This window comes from Desulfovibrio ferrophilus, from assembly GCF_003966735.1.
In the GTDB taxonomy this organism is placed as follows: Bacteria; Desulfobacterota; Desulfovibrionia; order Desulfovibrionales; family Desulfovibrionaceae; genus Desulfovibrio_Q; species Desulfovibrio_Q ferrophilus.
This window is the reverse complement of the sequence record NZ_AP017378.1, coordinates 3,413,984-3,429,218: the sequence shown is the minus strand read 5'-3', so window position 1 is coordinate 3,429,218 and position 15,235 is coordinate 3,413,984. Positions and strand designations below refer to the sequence as shown.

Below are 15,235 nucleotides of genomic sequence, written 5' to 3'. Positions count from 1 at the left end.
AAGGAGGCTTCCCATGGGTACCAAATGCAGTTGTGAATGCGGCACGGCCCCGACCCTGATCTTTTCCTGTTCCGGAGCTGCGGACGTCGGTGAAATGGCCGATCAGGCGGCCCGCTCCTTGACCCGCGAGGGCAAGGGCAAGATGTTCTGTTTGGCAGGCATTGGCGGCAGAGTTTCCGGCATCATGAAGACCACCGAGGCCGCGGCAAAGATTCTGGCCATCGATGGCTGCCCACTGAACTGCGCCCGCAAAAGCCTGGAAGAGGCCGGATTCAAGGACTTCATCCACCTCGGCCTTGCCGACATGGGACTGAAAAAAGGCGAAACCACACTGGATCAGACCTCACTCGAACGTGTGATCGACGAAGCAACACGTCTGTTGAAACAGGAGAAATAATGGAGACGATGAAACGCCCTATCGGATACGCCCTGGCCCTGCTCCTGATTCTGACAGCATCCGTTGCCATGTCGAGCAGCCTGGAAGTGGGGCCAGGAGATGTCCCGGTTCCCGGAATGGTGACCATGATCGATATCGGTGCCAAAAAATGCATCCCCTGCAAGATGATGGCTCCCATCCTCGACAAACTTGAGGTCGAATATCGTGGACGCGCGGCAATCCGGTTCATCGATGTATGGGAAAACCCCGGCGCTGGAAAACCCTTCGGCATCGGCCTGATCCCCACGCAGATCTTCTACGATGCCTCAGGCAGGGAACAATATCGCCACGAAGGCTTTCTGGCCGAGGATGCCATTCGGGCCAAGCTTGCCCAACTGGGAGTAAAGTAGAGACTCATGAACGATCTGTTCATCACCATCAACGGTTGGATCGCCAGCGGGACGGCACAGGCAGCCTTAGGCTGCCTGCTCTGGGGCATGGTCAGCGTCCTGTTCAGCCCCTGCCATCTGGCCTCGATCCCTCTGATCGTGGCCTATGTGGGTGGGCAGGAGCTCATGGTGGAAGGCCGGCGGGCTGTTCTGTTCGCTGTGTTGTTCTCAACAGGACTGTTTCTGACCATCGCCGCAGTGGGCATCACCTGCTCCCTGCTGGGCCGGATGCTCGGCGAGGTCGGTCCCTACTGGACCATTGCCGTTGGAGCCGTCCTGATCTGGGTGGCTCTGGACATGCTGGGCGTGGCGAAATGTTCCATGTCCGGCGGGTTGATGTCGCGCATCAAGGTCCGCGGCGCTTGGGGAGCATTGATCCTTGGATTGGCCTATGGCCTGCTGTCAGGTTCCTGCACCTTCGGGTTCATCGCCCCCATCCTGGCGGTGGTGACCGTGCAAGGCGATCTCGCCTTGGGAACCCTCTATATTCTGCTCTTCGGCATCGGGCACTGCATCCCCATCGCCATCGCCGGCAGTTCGACAGCCACGGTCCGTCGCCTGCTGGGGAACAGCTCCATGCAGAACGCCAGCCTTTGGTTCCGCAAGGGAGCGGGAGTGCTCGTCGGTGGACTTGGTCTGTATTTCGTGGCCCAGCCGTTTATTGTGACACCGTAAGGCCTCCCCTCGGCCATCTGCACCTCGACAATCTCAACCTCACCAATCGCCTTATCCCGAAAAAAGCCCCGGACACATGTCCGGGGCTTTTCTGTTCGCATTTCTGAAGCACCTCAAACAGCAAACCGTTAAATGGGATGGCCTGCTGACTTTTAGCGACTCTATTTCTTGTTGAGATAGGCCTGAATGCGCTGAGCTGCATTGGCCTTCAGGTTCTCGTAGAACAACGAATAGTCGAATACATGATACACACCTTTGGGGAAGGTCTCCGAATCCATATCGATAAGGGAGGGATCCTTGGGAGCCACGACCAGACCGTAGTCCTTGGCCTGTGCGGAGGTGAAGCCGGGGAAAGTCTGGTGAACGCCTTCCTCGGCAAAGATCGCGGCTCCGAGATTCATGGAGGCCGGAGCCAGAGCGTCATCAATGGTCCAGGTCAGGGGGTTCACCACCACAGCCCCCGAAATGACGGTGGGCGCGACCTTCTGTTTGCCATCGGCAACGGTGTTGTAGGAGATGATGCAGCCCGTCTGGCTGGCCGAAGCACACATCTTGAGAGCATGGTTGTTCGCAAGATCCTTGTCCGTGATCCCCCAACCGATGATATAGGCGGCGATGAGTTTGTCCTCAATGCCAAAGCTGCCCCATTTCTTCACCATCAGCTCGGCGAGAGCCATGCAACCCTGGCTATGACCGGCCAGAACGAAGGGGCGCCCATTATTGTAGTGCTTCAAGTAGTAATCAAAAGCGCGGGAAACATCGCTCTTGCCATACCCCCCGATCTTATCCACTTCCTCGTCTGGCAGCGTCAGGGCATTCATGTTCATCTGGCGATAATAGGGGGCATAGAGATTGGCCTGCCCGGTGAACACGCTCGCCTGCTTGGTGATGGTGCCGTGCACTTTTTTCTGCATCTCGGCTGCGGTGATGTCCATCAGCCAGTGCACGTCATCCTGCAGAACGGTGGGGTAGACCCAAAAGATGTCGACGGCATATTGATCCGGGTTTGATGGCGTGGAGGCCCAACTCGTCGCCTTGGAATAATCAGGTTCCTGCGGCACGGACTGCGGACCGAAGGCAGGTAATGTCGAGGCTGCCAGACACGCAGTGCTGATCATCAAAAAAGCAACAGCAACCAATACAGATCCAATCGCCCGACTCTTGTTCTTATCAAATTTCATGCTCTCTCCAACACGGCTCTGAATGATCACTTCACTCAATAGGTATCTTTACTACTGACGCTTTGAATTATTGACTTTATATGTTTTCACAGTGTTCATTCAATCAAAAATTTCAATATGAAAAAACCCGCCCCCCACAACCATTCCGTCGTGAAGAGCGGGCGTCATTCCCGTACATCCAAAGGCAAACCGTTCAAATACCTCTACCGTATCCAAGCCTCATCAAAATGGTATCCTACAGAGTAGAATGCCACGCAAAACAGCCCTATATCGCGAACAATCCGGACTGCCTAGATCGCTTCTCGAAACTTATGGTAGTTGTCGATACTGACGAAATAATCCGGATCCTCCAGCACATTTACAACGCAGATCTTCTCCGCTTTCTTGATCAGGCGGACGCAATCCTTGCTCAAATGCCAGAGATGGATGGTCTTGCCCGATCGCTGGTAGATCTCGGCGACCTTGTTGATGATCTCAATGGCGGACTGATCCATGATCCGCGACTCTTCGAAATCAATGATGACTTCCTGCGGATCGTTCTTCGCATCAAACTTGCTCATGAAAAGCGTGGTAGAGCCGAAGAACAAGGGGCCATAGATTTTATAATGCTTGATGCCATGCTCATCCACCGTCTTGCGCGCTCGAATACGTAGAGCATTTTCCCAGGCAAATATCAGGGCCGAGATAATGATTCCGCAGATCACCGCGATGGCCAGATCATATTTCACGGTGAGGAAAGTCACCAGAATGATCACAATCACGTCCCACTTGGGCACCTTGTTGAGCACGTTGAAGGTACTCCAGGCAAAGGTCTTGATCACGACAATGAACATGACGCCGACCAACGCCGCAATGGGAACCATCTCTATATACTGGGACATAAACAGGATGAAAAACAGAAGCGCTCCAGCCGCCATGATGCCAGAAAGTCGACCGCGCCCACCCGATGAGATGTTGATAATGCTCTGGCCGATCATGGCGCAGCCCCCCATGCCACCGAACAACCCGTTCACGAAATTCGCAAAACCCTGGGCAACACATTCGCGATTGCCACTCCCATGGCTATCGGTCAGTTCATCAATCAATGTCAGGGTCATGAGTGACTCAATAAGTCCAATGGCTGCCAGAATAAGAGCATAAGGAACAACGAAAACGAGTGTCGCCCAAGTAAGGGGAACCTGGGGGAAGGCAAAGGAGGGAAGCCCGGCCTGAATGCCCGTGCCGCCCTTGGACTGGATGAAAGACAGAACCGTTTGCGTATCGATTTTGGCAAAAATAACCAGAAGTGACACGGCGATGATCGCCACGAGCGCCCCCGGCGCCTTCTTATGAATCCGCGGGACAATCAACAGAATACCCATTGTCAAAGCGACAAGTGAAGCCATGGTCCACAGCGGTTGGCCCTGAATCCAGGCCCCATCAGCTTGAAACATCCTGAGTTGAGACAGGAAGATGACAATGGCCAACCCATTAACAAAGCCCATCATGACGGATCGAGGAACCATGCGAATGAACTTTCCCAAACGGAAAACACCAGCCAGGGCCTGAAACAATCCCACCAGCAACAACGCAAAGAACAAATACTGGACTCCAGCTGCGGGACTCCCCCCCAGAGCGTTTCCTTCCATGACCAGGTTGACCATCACGACGGCCATCGCGCCGGTTGCCCCGGAAATCATCCCTGGTCTTCCGCCGAGAACTGCCGTGATAAGGCACATCATGAAGGCACCATACAGGCCTACAACGGGCGATACACCAGCCACGAAAGAAAACGCGACGGCCTCGGGGACCAGGGCCAGAGCGACCGTCAACCCGGAGAAAATATCGCCTTGAACACTGCCTCTGGAACGGGGAGCTATCAGTTGATTCGAATCCATTAACAATCCTTTCCTTACTAACAAGACACAACAAACATAATATTCAATCAATACAACCAATATCAGGTTGCATCTTTCAGTATCGACACAACACAAAAAGCGAGTGATGCAACTACAATTCGCACCAACAAGAGAAGAAGACGTCTTTATTCAAGACAACTTCCACGAAATATAAGCTATTATTTATGAAAAGCAGAACGAGGCACTAAAGACAGGGACATCGAAATGGCGTGCATAAATAGAAGGCTTTCTTGCAAGACTGGAGTCTCTATACAGTTCCCAATCTGGAGTCAACAAGTATTACAATCCAATTCAAGTGCATATAATCACAAACCACAACCCGGAAGATTCTCCTCCAACTGCCAAGGATGCAGAGAGTGAACACACAGGATCTGATCTTTTTGCGGGGTTGGTGGCAAAATTGAAAAATGCTATCACATCACCGCCGGCACGCGTTCCGGGATGCCTCGGAGCCGAGGCCAACGCTGCGATTGGTCCTTAATATATGAACGTCCAACAAATGGTGACGTCATGGATGATAAAAGCGCCGCATAATCCAAGCCAAATCGCACTCGATCACCTACGCGCAATGGGGCTCTAGAGGCATCAACTACGAGATGATCACTGCTCGACCCCAGGATGTCGACATCTATCAACGGCACGAGGCCTGCCACATGGACATCCTGTTTTCCCAAAGCCACAATCGCCCTGAGCATTTCCCCCTTGTCTTCAAATACGGGAGTATTGCCAAAAGCATCCAACCCTGTCTCTCCCTCAGGAAGTGAGGGCTTGCGCTTAGATTCTATCACTTCTGCAACCAAGGTAATCGCATCGAGGTGAAGCCCGCCAATATGCTTCCTCAAAAGGGTTTCCCTGCCTAGAACAATTGCCTCTCCCAATCGCACATTATTCACTCTGCCTTTTGTGTCATCTTCAAGCATCCAATCAAAATTTGCCGAATTTCCTCCAGAAATCACATGAAGCTTGAGGCCGTAACTTCTTTCATATGTTTCTGCCAAACGAGAAAAATCATCCATGTTGGACTTGGTTGGCTTGACCCCACTCAAACAAGCCAGGTTGGTCCCCAAGCCAATGATTCGGACGCCCTTCATTCGGAGCACTTTTCCAATTGTTTTGCCGAGATCCTGTCGAAGTATTCCCTCCCGAAGATCACCCATCTCCACCATGAGAACGATGTCATGAATTTTCTTCTGCTGGACAGCCACCCTGGAAAGGTCGGCAATGACGGACAATTCGGTGTTGAAACTCACATCCGCGTAGGCAACAACATCCTGGACCTCACTAACAGAGGGCGTCCTGATCAAGAAGAGAAGCGCTTGAACGTTGGCCTTTCTCATGCGGATTATGTTCTCAATCCTTGAATCTCCCAGAGATGAAATACCTGCAGCAATCAGACAGTCGGCGATCTTGGGCTCTCCCAAAACACTCTTGGTTACGCCCATCACACCAATACCCCTGACTCCGAACATGGTGATCAGATGTTTGGCATTATCGTGTATCTTGGATAGATCAATTTCAAGGTAAGGTGTCTTCATCGAGCCAACTTGGCTTGGAGCTGAGGGAAGGAGGTCAATATATTTGCAATTAAAGAATCACAACCAGACCTGAGGACGTCTGCCGCTGGCATATCGAACTGTTTTTGGTAAGCCTCAACTGTTTCATCTACCTCTGAATCGGACATGGACTCGTGGTTAATGGCAATGCCAATGACAGGTGACTTCGAAAAGACTTCAACGAGTTCGATCTCGTCCTCCAAACGAGGCATTTTTATCGTTGGGTAATCACCCAGAAACTCTCGCTTGGGTGGGTGTTGGACAATAATGGCCTCAGGCTGTCCACCCCTGATGATGAAACATGAGCTCAGATACGCAGGATGACTCAAGGAACCCTGACCTTCAATAATAATTATGTCCGGCTCAGTTGCTTCCCAAGCCTCAACAATTGCCTTTTCCATTTCTCCAGAAATGAATTGCTCCTTCAAAGCATCGAGTGGGACACCAAACTCAGCCCCCTGAATAACACCCGTTTGACCAGTTGCGATCATCACTGATTTAAGCCCGAGCTCCTGAAGTGCCTGAGTCAAGATAATAGATGTCGTGCGCTTACCAACAGCGCTATCCGTTCCAAGAATTGCAATCTTGGGGCATTTCACCCTGTTGATGGCCCCAGTAAAAACGCTTCTTTGCTTGGCGTCTTGCTGCTTTCTAATGTCAAACAACTGAACGTTGCACTCGCCAGCTTTGTGAACAAATCCTTCATCGTCAGTTAAAAAATCATGAAGGCCATTGATAATATTGAGTCCTCTCTCCATTGCATAATACATCACCTCTCGATCCTTTGAAGAAAAGGAACCAGACAAAGGGGCCATGCCATAAATAAAGGCTGTTACTGGCATCCCTTGTCCGTCCAAAGCTTCCCGGATATTTTTGTAAATTGTGATTCCATTGGCTGCATTATCAAGAACCTCACCAGCATCCAAGTTGGCCTTAGTGCTATCGATGACGCCTACAATTTCATACTGGCCTGAATAGCGGGTCAGCCCATTGGCTGTTTTGCCATCCATTTTGCCGAAAAAGCCTTCGCAATACACCACTGCAAATTCCTTTTTTATCATAGTACATCCCATGTAAAATATTGACCTAGAAAATTGTTTTGACGAAATAGAATTGATATTTAGAAGTGCTCACCAGTCATTACAATTTACTAGAATAATGATAAAAGAGACTGAACAGATAGAGATAGCACAAAATTATAATTTTAAATCGATATTTTATTATTATTTTTTTTATTTTCGAAAAATTATATTATTTATTCCACCATCTTCATAAAGTGCATATGTAAATCAATTCACCAAGTGACCCTATCCATCGGTTGGGATGTTTAATTTTATTGACAAATCGAAAAAACACTATGGTCGTTCCTTCTCAAGAATAGCGTTGTTGGAGCCCCCTCAACAAACTAATATCCATTTCAATTAAAAATGACCGCGGCCATGAAGCAACGACTATGCTGCAACCAGAGCCTACTTTACATTTGAAAATGCCTTTCGACGATCGCGAAATAGGTCCTCCCGCTTTATTAGGTCTGAATTCAAAAGGCTTCCGTATACACACCAAATGAATATCATCAGGAGAGAACCTTTTTTCACTAGAAATGAATGGAGTTATCGATGATCAAATCGAATATACGAGAGGATTTGCATTCGACGAAGCAACGTCGCCAGCGGGGAATTTTCAGCGATTTGGACAGCCAGATTTGGACCGGCGGACACATAGCGGACACAAAACCCATTTCAGCCCCAAACCCACGAAAAAAGGGACCCAGGCAAATACCTGAATCCCTTGAATAATCGGTGGTGGAGCTGGACAGAATCGAACTGACGGCCTCTTGAATGCCATTCAAGCGCTCTCCCAACTGAGCTACAGCCCCACACTGTTGGGAGAGCGAATATGTATCCAAAAGCCCCCGTTTGTCAAGACTGTGCAGGCAGGATTTCACATCCAGCCCACAGCCACCTCCAGCCTACCGCTAGATTGCCGTAACCCGATTCACCTTGGCATCACTGCGCTGCACGGTGCGATGGTACTTTACTGCAGGCTTGCCAAAGACCATCGCATAACCAACCTTGTGGTCCTCGGGGATACCTAGGTCCTTCATCAAATCAGGCAGAATCATGGTCAGAGCCCATTTGAACAAGCCGTCCCACAGTGCTCCCAAGCCCATGCTGGCGGCCAGCAATTCGAAATTGGTCATGGCAATGTGACAATCGACATCAGGACACGGCCCAGACTTCGGAGACGAAGCCACCAGCAGGTGCGGAGCACCCCGGAACAAGACATCCACTCCCTTGTCTTCCCAGAGCCTGACAAAATCCGCCATGAACTCCAGTCCCTCAGGCAATTTGCCCTCTCGCACGGCCAGCCCAAGGCCCTCCATGGTACGGGTACGGACCTTGGTCATGACCTCGGCATCGTCCACTACGGTAAACAGAACCCCACGATTGTTGACACCCGTGGGAGCGTGAGCGGAAATTTCCAGCATTCGAGCAATCACGTCAGAGTCTACCGGCTCATCTTTATAACGCCGCACAGACCGACGCCCCATGACGAGGGTCTCCATCTGTTGCTGACTGGGTAGATTCCCCTTGAGCGGCAGACTGTCCGCCGGGTCCTTCCCCAGAATGGACAGCGACCCCGGCTTGCAGATAGTCATACAGTGTTGACACTGAATGCACTGGCCCTCGCGGTCCGCAATGGCACGAGGAAAACCATCCTCGCCCATTTCGATCACCATATAGGGACAATCCTTGGCGCATTCGCCACACTGAATACAGGTATCCGTATCAACCTTGAATTGAAGCATATTCGTATCCTCTCTGTTATGATCGGCCTTCTGGCCTGATGACCCCGCCTAAGAGGCGCACGCTTGGATGTTTACGCCATGGTATCTTTTAGGCCTGTAGGATCAAAAAAGGAAGAAGGCACTTTCAGGTTCCCTATACACCCGTGGGTAACCGGGCTTTTCATCAATCCGAAGCCCTGATATCAAACATGGGTTGCGAAACGCAGCCTTCAACAATCATACATTTGTGAGGAACAATATGGACGACAAGTACAAAACCCAGGGCATGTTCAGCTGGAACGAATTGATGACCACCAACGTGGAAGAGGCCAAGGAATTCTATGCGGAACTGTTTGACTGGCAGTACGAAGAAGCCCCGATGGAAGGCGGCGGCACATATCATGTAGCCGTGGTGGATGGTGTACAGGTCGGTGGAATGTTCGAGCGCCCGGCAAACATCCCCGAAGGACTCCCCGCGCACTGGCGCAGCTATGTCACCGTGGACGACGTTGATGAATGCGCTGATATGGCCGGAGCCATGGGCGGTACAGTGCTTCTAAACCCCACGGACCTGCCCGGCGTTGGCCGCTTCTGCATCATTCAGGACCCGCAAGGCGCGGTGCTGAACCTGATCACCTACCCCATGGACATGGGCGAATAGCTTACAGCCTCGCACTTTGACAATTTCAAAGAAAAGGCCGGGGTACGCCCCGGCCTTTTCATATGATCTCCGCCAATAATCCAACGTAGTGCCAAGAACTACGCCTTGGGCCAACTAGCCTCATCCAGCAGGAACATGATGTTCTTATAGGGCACCTTGCCATGCAGCGAGAGGCCAACCTCGCAGGTACGCGAAGTGGAATAGCCCACGCTGCAGCCCGCCAACTGATCCGGCAGGTCCTTGAGAGCGGCCTCGTTGAGTTCGGGATAATTGAAGCCCCGGTCCCCGGCGAACCCACAGCAGAAGATATCTTCAGGCACCACGACCTCGCGAGCGCACTTGCGGGCCAACTCCTCCATGGTCTCCGCCAGCCCCATCTTGCGTGAGCTGCATGTCACATGCAGGGCGATGCGCTTGTTCACGGGCGTGAACTCCAGCCTGTCCATCAGGAACTTGCCCACAAACTCGACCGGCTCATACAGGGGCAACCCTTCGATATGCTCCTTCATGCGATACAGGCAGGGACTCGTATCACAGAGGATGGGATACTTGCCGTTTTCGCTGGCATCGCGCAGAGCCTGCTCCAGTTCACGCAGCTTGGAATCGGCCTGATCAACCAGACCTTTAGACTCCCACGGCTGCCCGCAGCAGAGCCTGTTCATGCGCTCGGGATGAATAACCTCATAACCAGCCTTGGCAAGCACGCTCAGGGTATGATCGCGAATCGCGGACTTGTCCGGGTCGTGCTTTTCCGGCCCCATATGCCGAGCCACACAACTGGGGAAGTAGACCACCTTGTCGGCACTGTCAGGGGTTGTGTTCATCCGGGGTTTCGCGGCGACTCTGGGCATGGAGACATTCCAGCGAGGAAGGCGCTTGCCGGAATACTTGTGCAGCCCGTGTCCCAGACCATCCATGGCCCGGTCGCCCAACAGATCGTGCATAGCCCCTGCGATACCCAGGTCCATATTCACACCCGCAATGACCAGCGGGAAATTCTTTGCCACGGCAGAGGCCAGGGCCTTCTGCCATTTGCCACGTTCCCAGGATCGATAGAGCTTGATGAACTTGCCCGTATCAATGGCCACCGGGCATCTGGTGCCACACAGCCCGTCCGCAGCGCAGGTGGCTTCGCCGTCATAGTCATAACTCTTCTTGAAGGCCTTGATCGTCTCCTGCGCATCACCAACCTGCTTTTGCCGGGAAAGCTCGCGGAAGGCCACGATGCGTTGGCGAGGGGTCAAGGTCAGTGATCTCGACGGGCAAACCGGCTCGCAGAATCCACATTCAATGCAGCGGTCGATGATATCATCGGCCACAGGCAGGGGCTTCAAATCCTTCAGATGGGCCTCGGGGTCCTCATTCAGAATAACTCCCGGATTGAGCAAGCCATTGGGGTCAAACAGAGCCTTGATGTCTTCCATCAACTTGTAGGCATCGCGACCCCATTCCAACTCCACAAAGTGCGCCATATTACGCCCGGTCCCATGCTCGGCCTTCAATGACCCCTTGTACTTTCCGGCAACCATCTGGGTCACATCGTCCATGAAGGCAGCATAACGGTCGATCTCGGCCTGCACATTGAAGTCCTGAGTGAACACGAAGTGCAGATTCCCCTCCAGGGCGTGGCCGAAGATGATGGCCTTGTCATAGCCATGCTTGATGAACAGCTCCTGCAACTCCAGAGTGGCCTCGGCCAAATCCTTGATGGGGAAGGCCACGTCCTCGATGATGACGGTGGTCCCAGCATCGCGAACGGCCCCCACAGCCGGGAACAACCCCCGGCGCACATTCCAGAGCGAATTGAACTCCGCCGGGACCGAGGTGAACTGGTGCGGGGTGACACTGGCAATATCCTTCACGGCATCCAGCACCTTGGCGACCTTGGCCTCCAATTCCTGCTCGGTCTTGCCGCGCACCTCCACCAGCAGGGCCGCGGCTTCCGGCCCCAACTCTGTCAGGCCATCTGGCATACCGGGCTTGTCCTGCACCGAAGCCAATGCCGCACGGTCCATCAATTCGGCGGCGGACACCCTCTGTCCGCGAGCAATGATCGCAGCTTCACAGGCCGAGCGGATGTCCGGGAAACGCATCAGGGCCGAGGCCTTGTGCGGGTGCTCCACCACGGTGCGATAAACGACACGGGAGATGAAGGCCAGAGTGCCCTCGGACCCCACCAGCAGATGCTGTAAGATCTCGAAGGGGTCATCGAAGTCCACGATGGCGTTCAGGCTGTAGCCGGTGGTGTTCTTGATCTTGAATTTGCGGCGAATGCGGGCGGCGAGTTTCTTGTCGGCCAGCACCCGTTCACGCAGGGCGACCAGCCCCTCCAAAATATGCCCATGGCTCTTTTCGAAAGCCTCACGGCTGGCGGGATCGGCCGTATCCAGGGGGGTGCCGTCGGCCAGGACCAAGCGCAGGGAATCCAACGTCTTGTAGGAATTCTCAGCCACACCGCAGCACATGCCCGAGGCATTATTGGCCACAATACCACCGATCTTGCAGGTATCGATACTGGCGGGGTCCGGCCCGATCTTCTTGCCATGGGGTGCAAGGATACGGTTGGCGTGACTACCGATAATCCCGGGTTCCAGAGCGATCTTCCTGGCCTTGTCGAGAATTTCATAATTCCGCCAGCCATCGCCCAGACGCACCAGGATGGAATCGCTGATGGCCTGCCCCGAAAGGCTCGTGCCCGCTGCGCGGAAGGTCACGGGCACCTGATGGCGATTCACAATCTTCAGAATCGCCACGACCTCATCCTCGCAATCGGTATCCACCACAATCTTGGGAATCAGGCGGTAAAAACTGGCATCCGTACCATAGGCCAGTGTCCTGAGCGCGTCGGTATACGCACGCTCTTTGGGCATGAAATCAAGCAACTCTGCATAAATTTGATCGTATGGTTCAGGCAGCATTCCAGGCTCCTCGGGTTCGCTGTCAAAGCCCAAAAAAGGGGCAACTCTGACACTATCACAAGAGCCGGAGGAGGAACAAGAACCGCAACGGAAATGACACAAGCACCCGTTGGCCCATTCATTCCACAGACCACGCAGGTACGACAGCAAGCACCCCCACAACAGCGAACTCAGCCCTGCTAAAACCATCCGACACACGACAGACTATGGCGAGCTAGCCTGTATTCTGATACCCTTGCCCAAGCATGCCCAAGCCGCAATGCGACTGGTTTCCCTCTGCAATCAAACAACAATTTTTTGGCGAATGTGAAACTCGGCGGAAAACCATCCATGACGAACAACACAACGAAACATCAAGACGAGAACACCTCCGGGCAGGCTGACAGCCATCTCCGCCAACGTCTTGAGCAGGCCGTTCAATTCATCTCTCAAGGCATCGCGGAACACGGGCTGAGCGTTCCCCTGCTAGGCCACGGCATGATGCAATTCGCCACGATCACCCAATCCTTCCCCGTGCCCGACGATGTGGAATGCACCCCCGGATGCACTTACTGCTGCCATACCCGCGTCAGCACATCCATCCCCGAGGTGCTTATCATCGCGCAGCAGCTACGGCTCAATCTTGAGCCGCCTGTACTTACCCAGATTCAGCAGAACATCCATGGCATGGTTGAGCATGGCGACCCCATGCGTCTCGAGTGGTGGCTGGAAAACAAGACCCCGTGCCCCTTCCTTGACGATGGGCAGGAGCAGCTCTGCTTGATCTACGAAATCCGTCCATTTACCTGCCGTAGCCACCATTCCACAGCTGCAACGGCCTGTGAGCAAGGCTTTGAGGAACACCGGGCCATGGACGTCCCCTGCTATCCCAAACTGCAACAGGCCACGGACCTCTATTCCACGGCTTTCATGATCGCCATGCGCAATCACGGCCTGACTTCATTTTATGTAGGATTCATTGCAGCTCTGGACATCGCCCTCGGCGACGACACTGCCGCCGGGCGCTGGCTCGCCGGACAGGACGTCTTCCGCAACGCCGAAATCGCCTGAATCTCCGTCCGCCACGTCCTTTAAAACATATGAAAGAATAAAACAGCAGGTCCCAAGACTGGGGAACCTGCGTGAATGGAAGGGCGGGTCAAACCCGAAAGACAGAGACGAAACTAGTCAGCAATACAAACCTGATTACGACCATTTTTCTTGGCCTGATAAAGCATCTCATCAGCAATCTTGATCATCCCATCAAGGCTATCCGCGTGCTGGGCGCACACACCGACGCTAATGCTCACACGAATCTTGTAATCCATAATCCTGATAATGGCCTCTTCAATGGCGCGGCGAGTTTCTTCAAAAACCGTAGCAATCTCTTCGGGTGCCAGATCCACACAGGCCACGCAAAATTCCTCTCCTCCGAAGCGGGCGACAAGGTCCGTATCCCGAAAACTATCCGTCAGCGTTTCGGCAACGAATTTCAAAACCTCATCACCGGCGCTGTGGCCGTACTTGTCATTGCAGTCCTTGAAACAATCAATGTCGATCATCGCCAGCACGATCTCAATCTGGCCACGCTGGTGGCTGGAAAACAATTTACTGCCATAACTAAAAAAGGAACGGCGATTGAAAATACCCGTCAAATAATCCCGCTCGGCGAGATCCTTTATAGCCGCGATATATTCCGAAGTTTCAATATTGCTGATCACCCGGCAATACAATTCTTCGGTCAGAAATGGTTTGTGCATGTAATCGTTGGCACCGCATTTGATGAAATGGGCCGAAGTGGTGGCACCGCCAACGCCGGAAATACCAATGATCGGCAACCGCGACTTTGAGAACTTACGCCGGACTTCCTTAACCAACTCGATGCCGTTAATTTTTGGCATGTGATAGTCGGTGATCAAAAGATTGATCTTATCGTGGCTGGCAAGGATATTCAGCGCTTCGCGACCGTCTGTGGCCTCCAGCACATTAAAATTCCAAACCTTCAACAAATCCTTAATAACAGTCCGGCTCGTAGACGAATCGTCCACGACAAGCACATTGAGGTCCTTATTGCCTTTGAGTCGTCTGGCAATGCCCATGATCTGCTGAATATTATCCACATTGTCCTTGACCACATAGTCCACGATACGCTTGGACCACATGATATCGCGCAAATCGTCCGACATTTCGCCCGTGAAAACGATGGCCGGTATCCCCTTGCCCGTAACCAGGTCAACAACCTCCCCATTCGGGGCGTCGGGTAGGTTGAGATCCAGCAACGCAGCAAAATAGACCTGATCCGAGTTCTGAAGCTGATCCTGTGCCTCTGCATAAGTTCTGCAGATCACAGCCTGCAGGCCGAATTCCTTCTGTATGGCGCGAGACAACAGAGACACCATGGTCCTACTGTCCTCGACGATCAGGATGGTTTCCTCAGAAACATCCTGATGAATCAATACGTTATCGCCCATACTTTCCCTACCCGGTTGACGGTGCAGCCAAGAGTTTAGACCCGGCAAAGTCGACAGAATACAACTCAGCTTCCCATGGATAATCATCTAAAATGACAGTCAGAAATCATCCCACTCCCTAAAACAGGGAAAACCAATGATTCACCCACGGCATTCTTCTATACCGAGGGTCATTTTTCAGTGATTCAGGCAAATTTCAATTTATCCATTCGCTTTGGTAAACCGGGCATACAGTCTCCTATGATTATTTGCAATTCGGCACCGGGATACGGACATAGAGCGGACA

The 15,235-nt window shown here is 52.6% G+C and carries 12 protein-coding genes and 1 tRNA gene; 5 read left to right on the top strand and 8 right to left on the bottom strand.

Annotated features, from left to right (window positions below):
* The first annotated feature begins 13 nt into the window (after positions 1 to 13).
* Genes EL361_RS15680 through EL361_RS15670 form a run of 3 tightly spaced genes read left to right on the top strand, consistent with a single transcriptional unit; the run spans position 14 to position 1,500 of the window.
* Positions 14 to 397 (top strand): putative zinc-binding protein, encoded by a 384-nt coding sequence (locus EL361_RS15680; protein WP_126380886.1) that lies wholly within the window; start codon positions 14 to 16, stop codon positions 395 to 397.
* Positions 397 to 786: a thioredoxin family protein gene (locus EL361_RS15675; RefSeq protein ID WP_232034811.1), complete on the top strand. Its 390-nt coding sequence runs from the start codon at positions 397 to 399 to the stop codon at positions 784 to 786. Before EL361_RS15680 ends, EL361_RS15675 begins: the two co-directional genes overlap by 1 nt.
* A gap of 6 nt (positions 787 to 792) precedes the next feature.
* Complete coding sequence (locus EL361_RS15670; protein WP_126380885.1) at positions 793 to 1,500, top strand: cytochrome c biogenesis CcdA family protein; 708 nt, start codon at positions 793 to 795, stop codon at positions 1,498 to 1,500.
* A 161-nt stretch (positions 1,501 to 1,661) separates the two neighbouring features.
* Here EL361_RS15670 and EL361_RS15665 read toward each other — a convergent pair whose 3' ends face one another.
* The 6 genes from EL361_RS15665 to EL361_RS15640 form a co-directional block, all read right to left on the bottom strand.
* On the bottom strand, positions 1,662 to 2,681 hold the full coding sequence (locus EL361_RS15665) for a DUF3089 domain-containing protein (protein WP_126380884.1): 1,020 nt from the start codon (positions 2,679 to 2,681) through the stop codon (positions 1,662 to 1,664).
* A gap of 290 nt (positions 2,682 to 2,971) precedes the next feature.
* Positions 2,972 to 4,558 (bottom strand): SulP family inorganic anion transporter, encoded by a 1,587-nt coding sequence (locus EL361_RS15660; RefSeq protein ID WP_126380883.1) that lies wholly within the window; start codon positions 4,556 to 4,558, stop codon positions 2,972 to 2,974.
* 434 nt (positions 4,559 to 4,992) lie between these two features.
* Positions 4,993 to 6,114: an alanine/ornithine racemase family PLP-dependent enzyme gene (locus EL361_RS15655; protein ID WP_126380882.1), complete on the bottom strand. Its 1,122-nt coding sequence runs from the start codon at positions 6,112 to 6,114 to the stop codon at positions 4,993 to 4,995.
* Complete coding sequence (locus tag EL361_RS15650; protein ID WP_126380881.1) at positions 6,111 to 7,193, bottom strand: N-acetyltransferase DgcN family protein; 1,083 nt, start codon at positions 7,191 to 7,193, stop codon at positions 6,111 to 6,113. The genes EL361_RS15655 and EL361_RS15650 overlap by 4 nt, the downstream gene beginning before the upstream one ends.
* A 739-nt stretch (positions 7,194 to 7,932) precedes the next feature.
* Positions 7,933 to 8,008 (bottom strand) — tRNA-Ala (locus tag EL361_RS15645).
* 99 nt (positions 8,009 to 8,107) lie between these two features.
* Positions 8,108 to 8,941: a nitroreductase family protein gene (locus EL361_RS15640; protein ID WP_126380880.1), complete on the bottom strand. Its 834-nt coding sequence runs from the start codon at positions 8,939 to 8,941 to the stop codon at positions 8,108 to 8,110.
* A gap of 238 nt (positions 8,942 to 9,179) precedes the next feature.
* Here EL361_RS15640 and EL361_RS15635 point away from each other — a divergent pair, with 238 nt between their 5' ends.
* Positions 9,180 to 9,581, top strand: coding sequence for a VOC family protein (locus tag EL361_RS15635; protein WP_126380879.1), 402 nt, complete (start codon positions 9,180 to 9,182; stop codon positions 9,579 to 9,581).
* A 98-nt stretch (positions 9,582 to 9,679) separates the two neighbouring features.
* Here EL361_RS15635 and EL361_RS15630 read toward each other — a convergent pair whose 3' ends face one another.
* Positions 9,680 to 12,499, bottom strand: coding sequence for an FAD-binding and (Fe-S)-binding domain-containing protein (locus EL361_RS15630; protein ID WP_126380878.1), 2,820 nt, complete (start codon positions 12,497 to 12,499; stop codon positions 9,680 to 9,682).
* Positions 12,500 to 12,829: 330 nt separating this feature from the next.
* Between EL361_RS15630 and EL361_RS15625 the strand changes: the two genes are divergently transcribed.
* Positions 12,830 to 13,549 carry a YkgJ family cysteine cluster protein gene (locus tag EL361_RS15625; RefSeq protein ID WP_126380877.1) on the top strand — a complete coding sequence of 240 codons (720 nt, stop codon included), beginning with the start codon at positions 12,830 to 12,832 and terminating at the stop codon, positions 13,547 to 13,549.
* Between the two features lie 113 nt (positions 13,550 to 13,662).
* Here EL361_RS15625 and EL361_RS15620 read toward each other — a convergent pair whose 3' ends face one another.
* Complete coding sequence (locus EL361_RS15620; RefSeq protein WP_172961793.1) at positions 13,663 to 14,949, bottom strand: diguanylate cyclase; 1,287 nt, start codon at positions 14,947 to 14,949, stop codon at positions 13,663 to 13,665.
* Between the last annotated feature and the right edge of the window lie 286 nt (positions 14,950 to 15,235).

What these genes read in the sequence shown, in the direction of transcription:
- EL361_RS15680 (WP_126380886.1), top strand. Translation starts at nt 14, where the DNA reads ATGGGTACCAAATGCAGTTGTGAATGCGGCACGGCCCCGACCCTGATC.
- EL361_RS15675 (WP_232034811.1), top strand. Translation starts at nt 397, where the DNA reads ATGGAGACGATGAAACGCCCTATCGGATACGCCCTGGCCCTGCTCCTG.
- EL361_RS15670 (WP_126380885.1), top strand. Translation starts at nt 793, where the DNA reads ATGAACGATCTGTTCATCACCATCAACGGTTGGATCGCCAGCGGGACG.
- EL361_RS15665 (WP_126380884.1), bottom strand. Translation starts at nt 2,681, where the DNA reads ATGAAATTTGATAAGAACAAGAGTCGGGCGATTGGATCTGTATTGGTT.
- EL361_RS15660 (WP_126380883.1), bottom strand. Translation starts at nt 4,558, where the DNA reads ATGGATTCGAATCAACTGATAGCTCCCCGTTCCAGAGGCAGTGTTCAA.
- EL361_RS15655 (WP_126380882.1), bottom strand. Translation starts at nt 6,114, where the DNA reads ATGAAGACACCTTACCTTGAAATTGATCTATCCAAGATACACGATAAT.
- EL361_RS15650 (WP_126380881.1), bottom strand. Translation starts at nt 7,193, where the DNA reads ATGATAAAAAAGGAATTTGCAGTGGTGTATTGCGAAGGCTTTTTCGGC.
- EL361_RS15640 (WP_126380880.1), bottom strand. Translation starts at nt 8,941, where the DNA reads ATGCTTCAATTCAAGGTTGATACGGATACCTGTATTCAGTGTGGCGAA.
- EL361_RS15635 (WP_126380879.1), top strand. Translation starts at nt 9,180, where the DNA reads ATGGACGACAAGTACAAAACCCAGGGCATGTTCAGCTGGAACGAATTG.
- EL361_RS15630 (WP_126380878.1), bottom strand. Translation starts at nt 12,499, where the DNA reads ATGCTGCCTGAACCATACGATCAAATTTATGCAGAGTTGCTTGATTTC.
- EL361_RS15625 (WP_126380877.1), top strand. Translation starts at nt 12,830, where the DNA reads ATGACGAACAACACAACGAAACATCAAGACGAGAACACCTCCGGGCAG.
- EL361_RS15620 (WP_172961793.1), bottom strand. Translation starts at nt 14,949, where the DNA reads ATGGGCGATAACGTATTGATTCATCAGGATGTTTCTGAGGAAACCATC.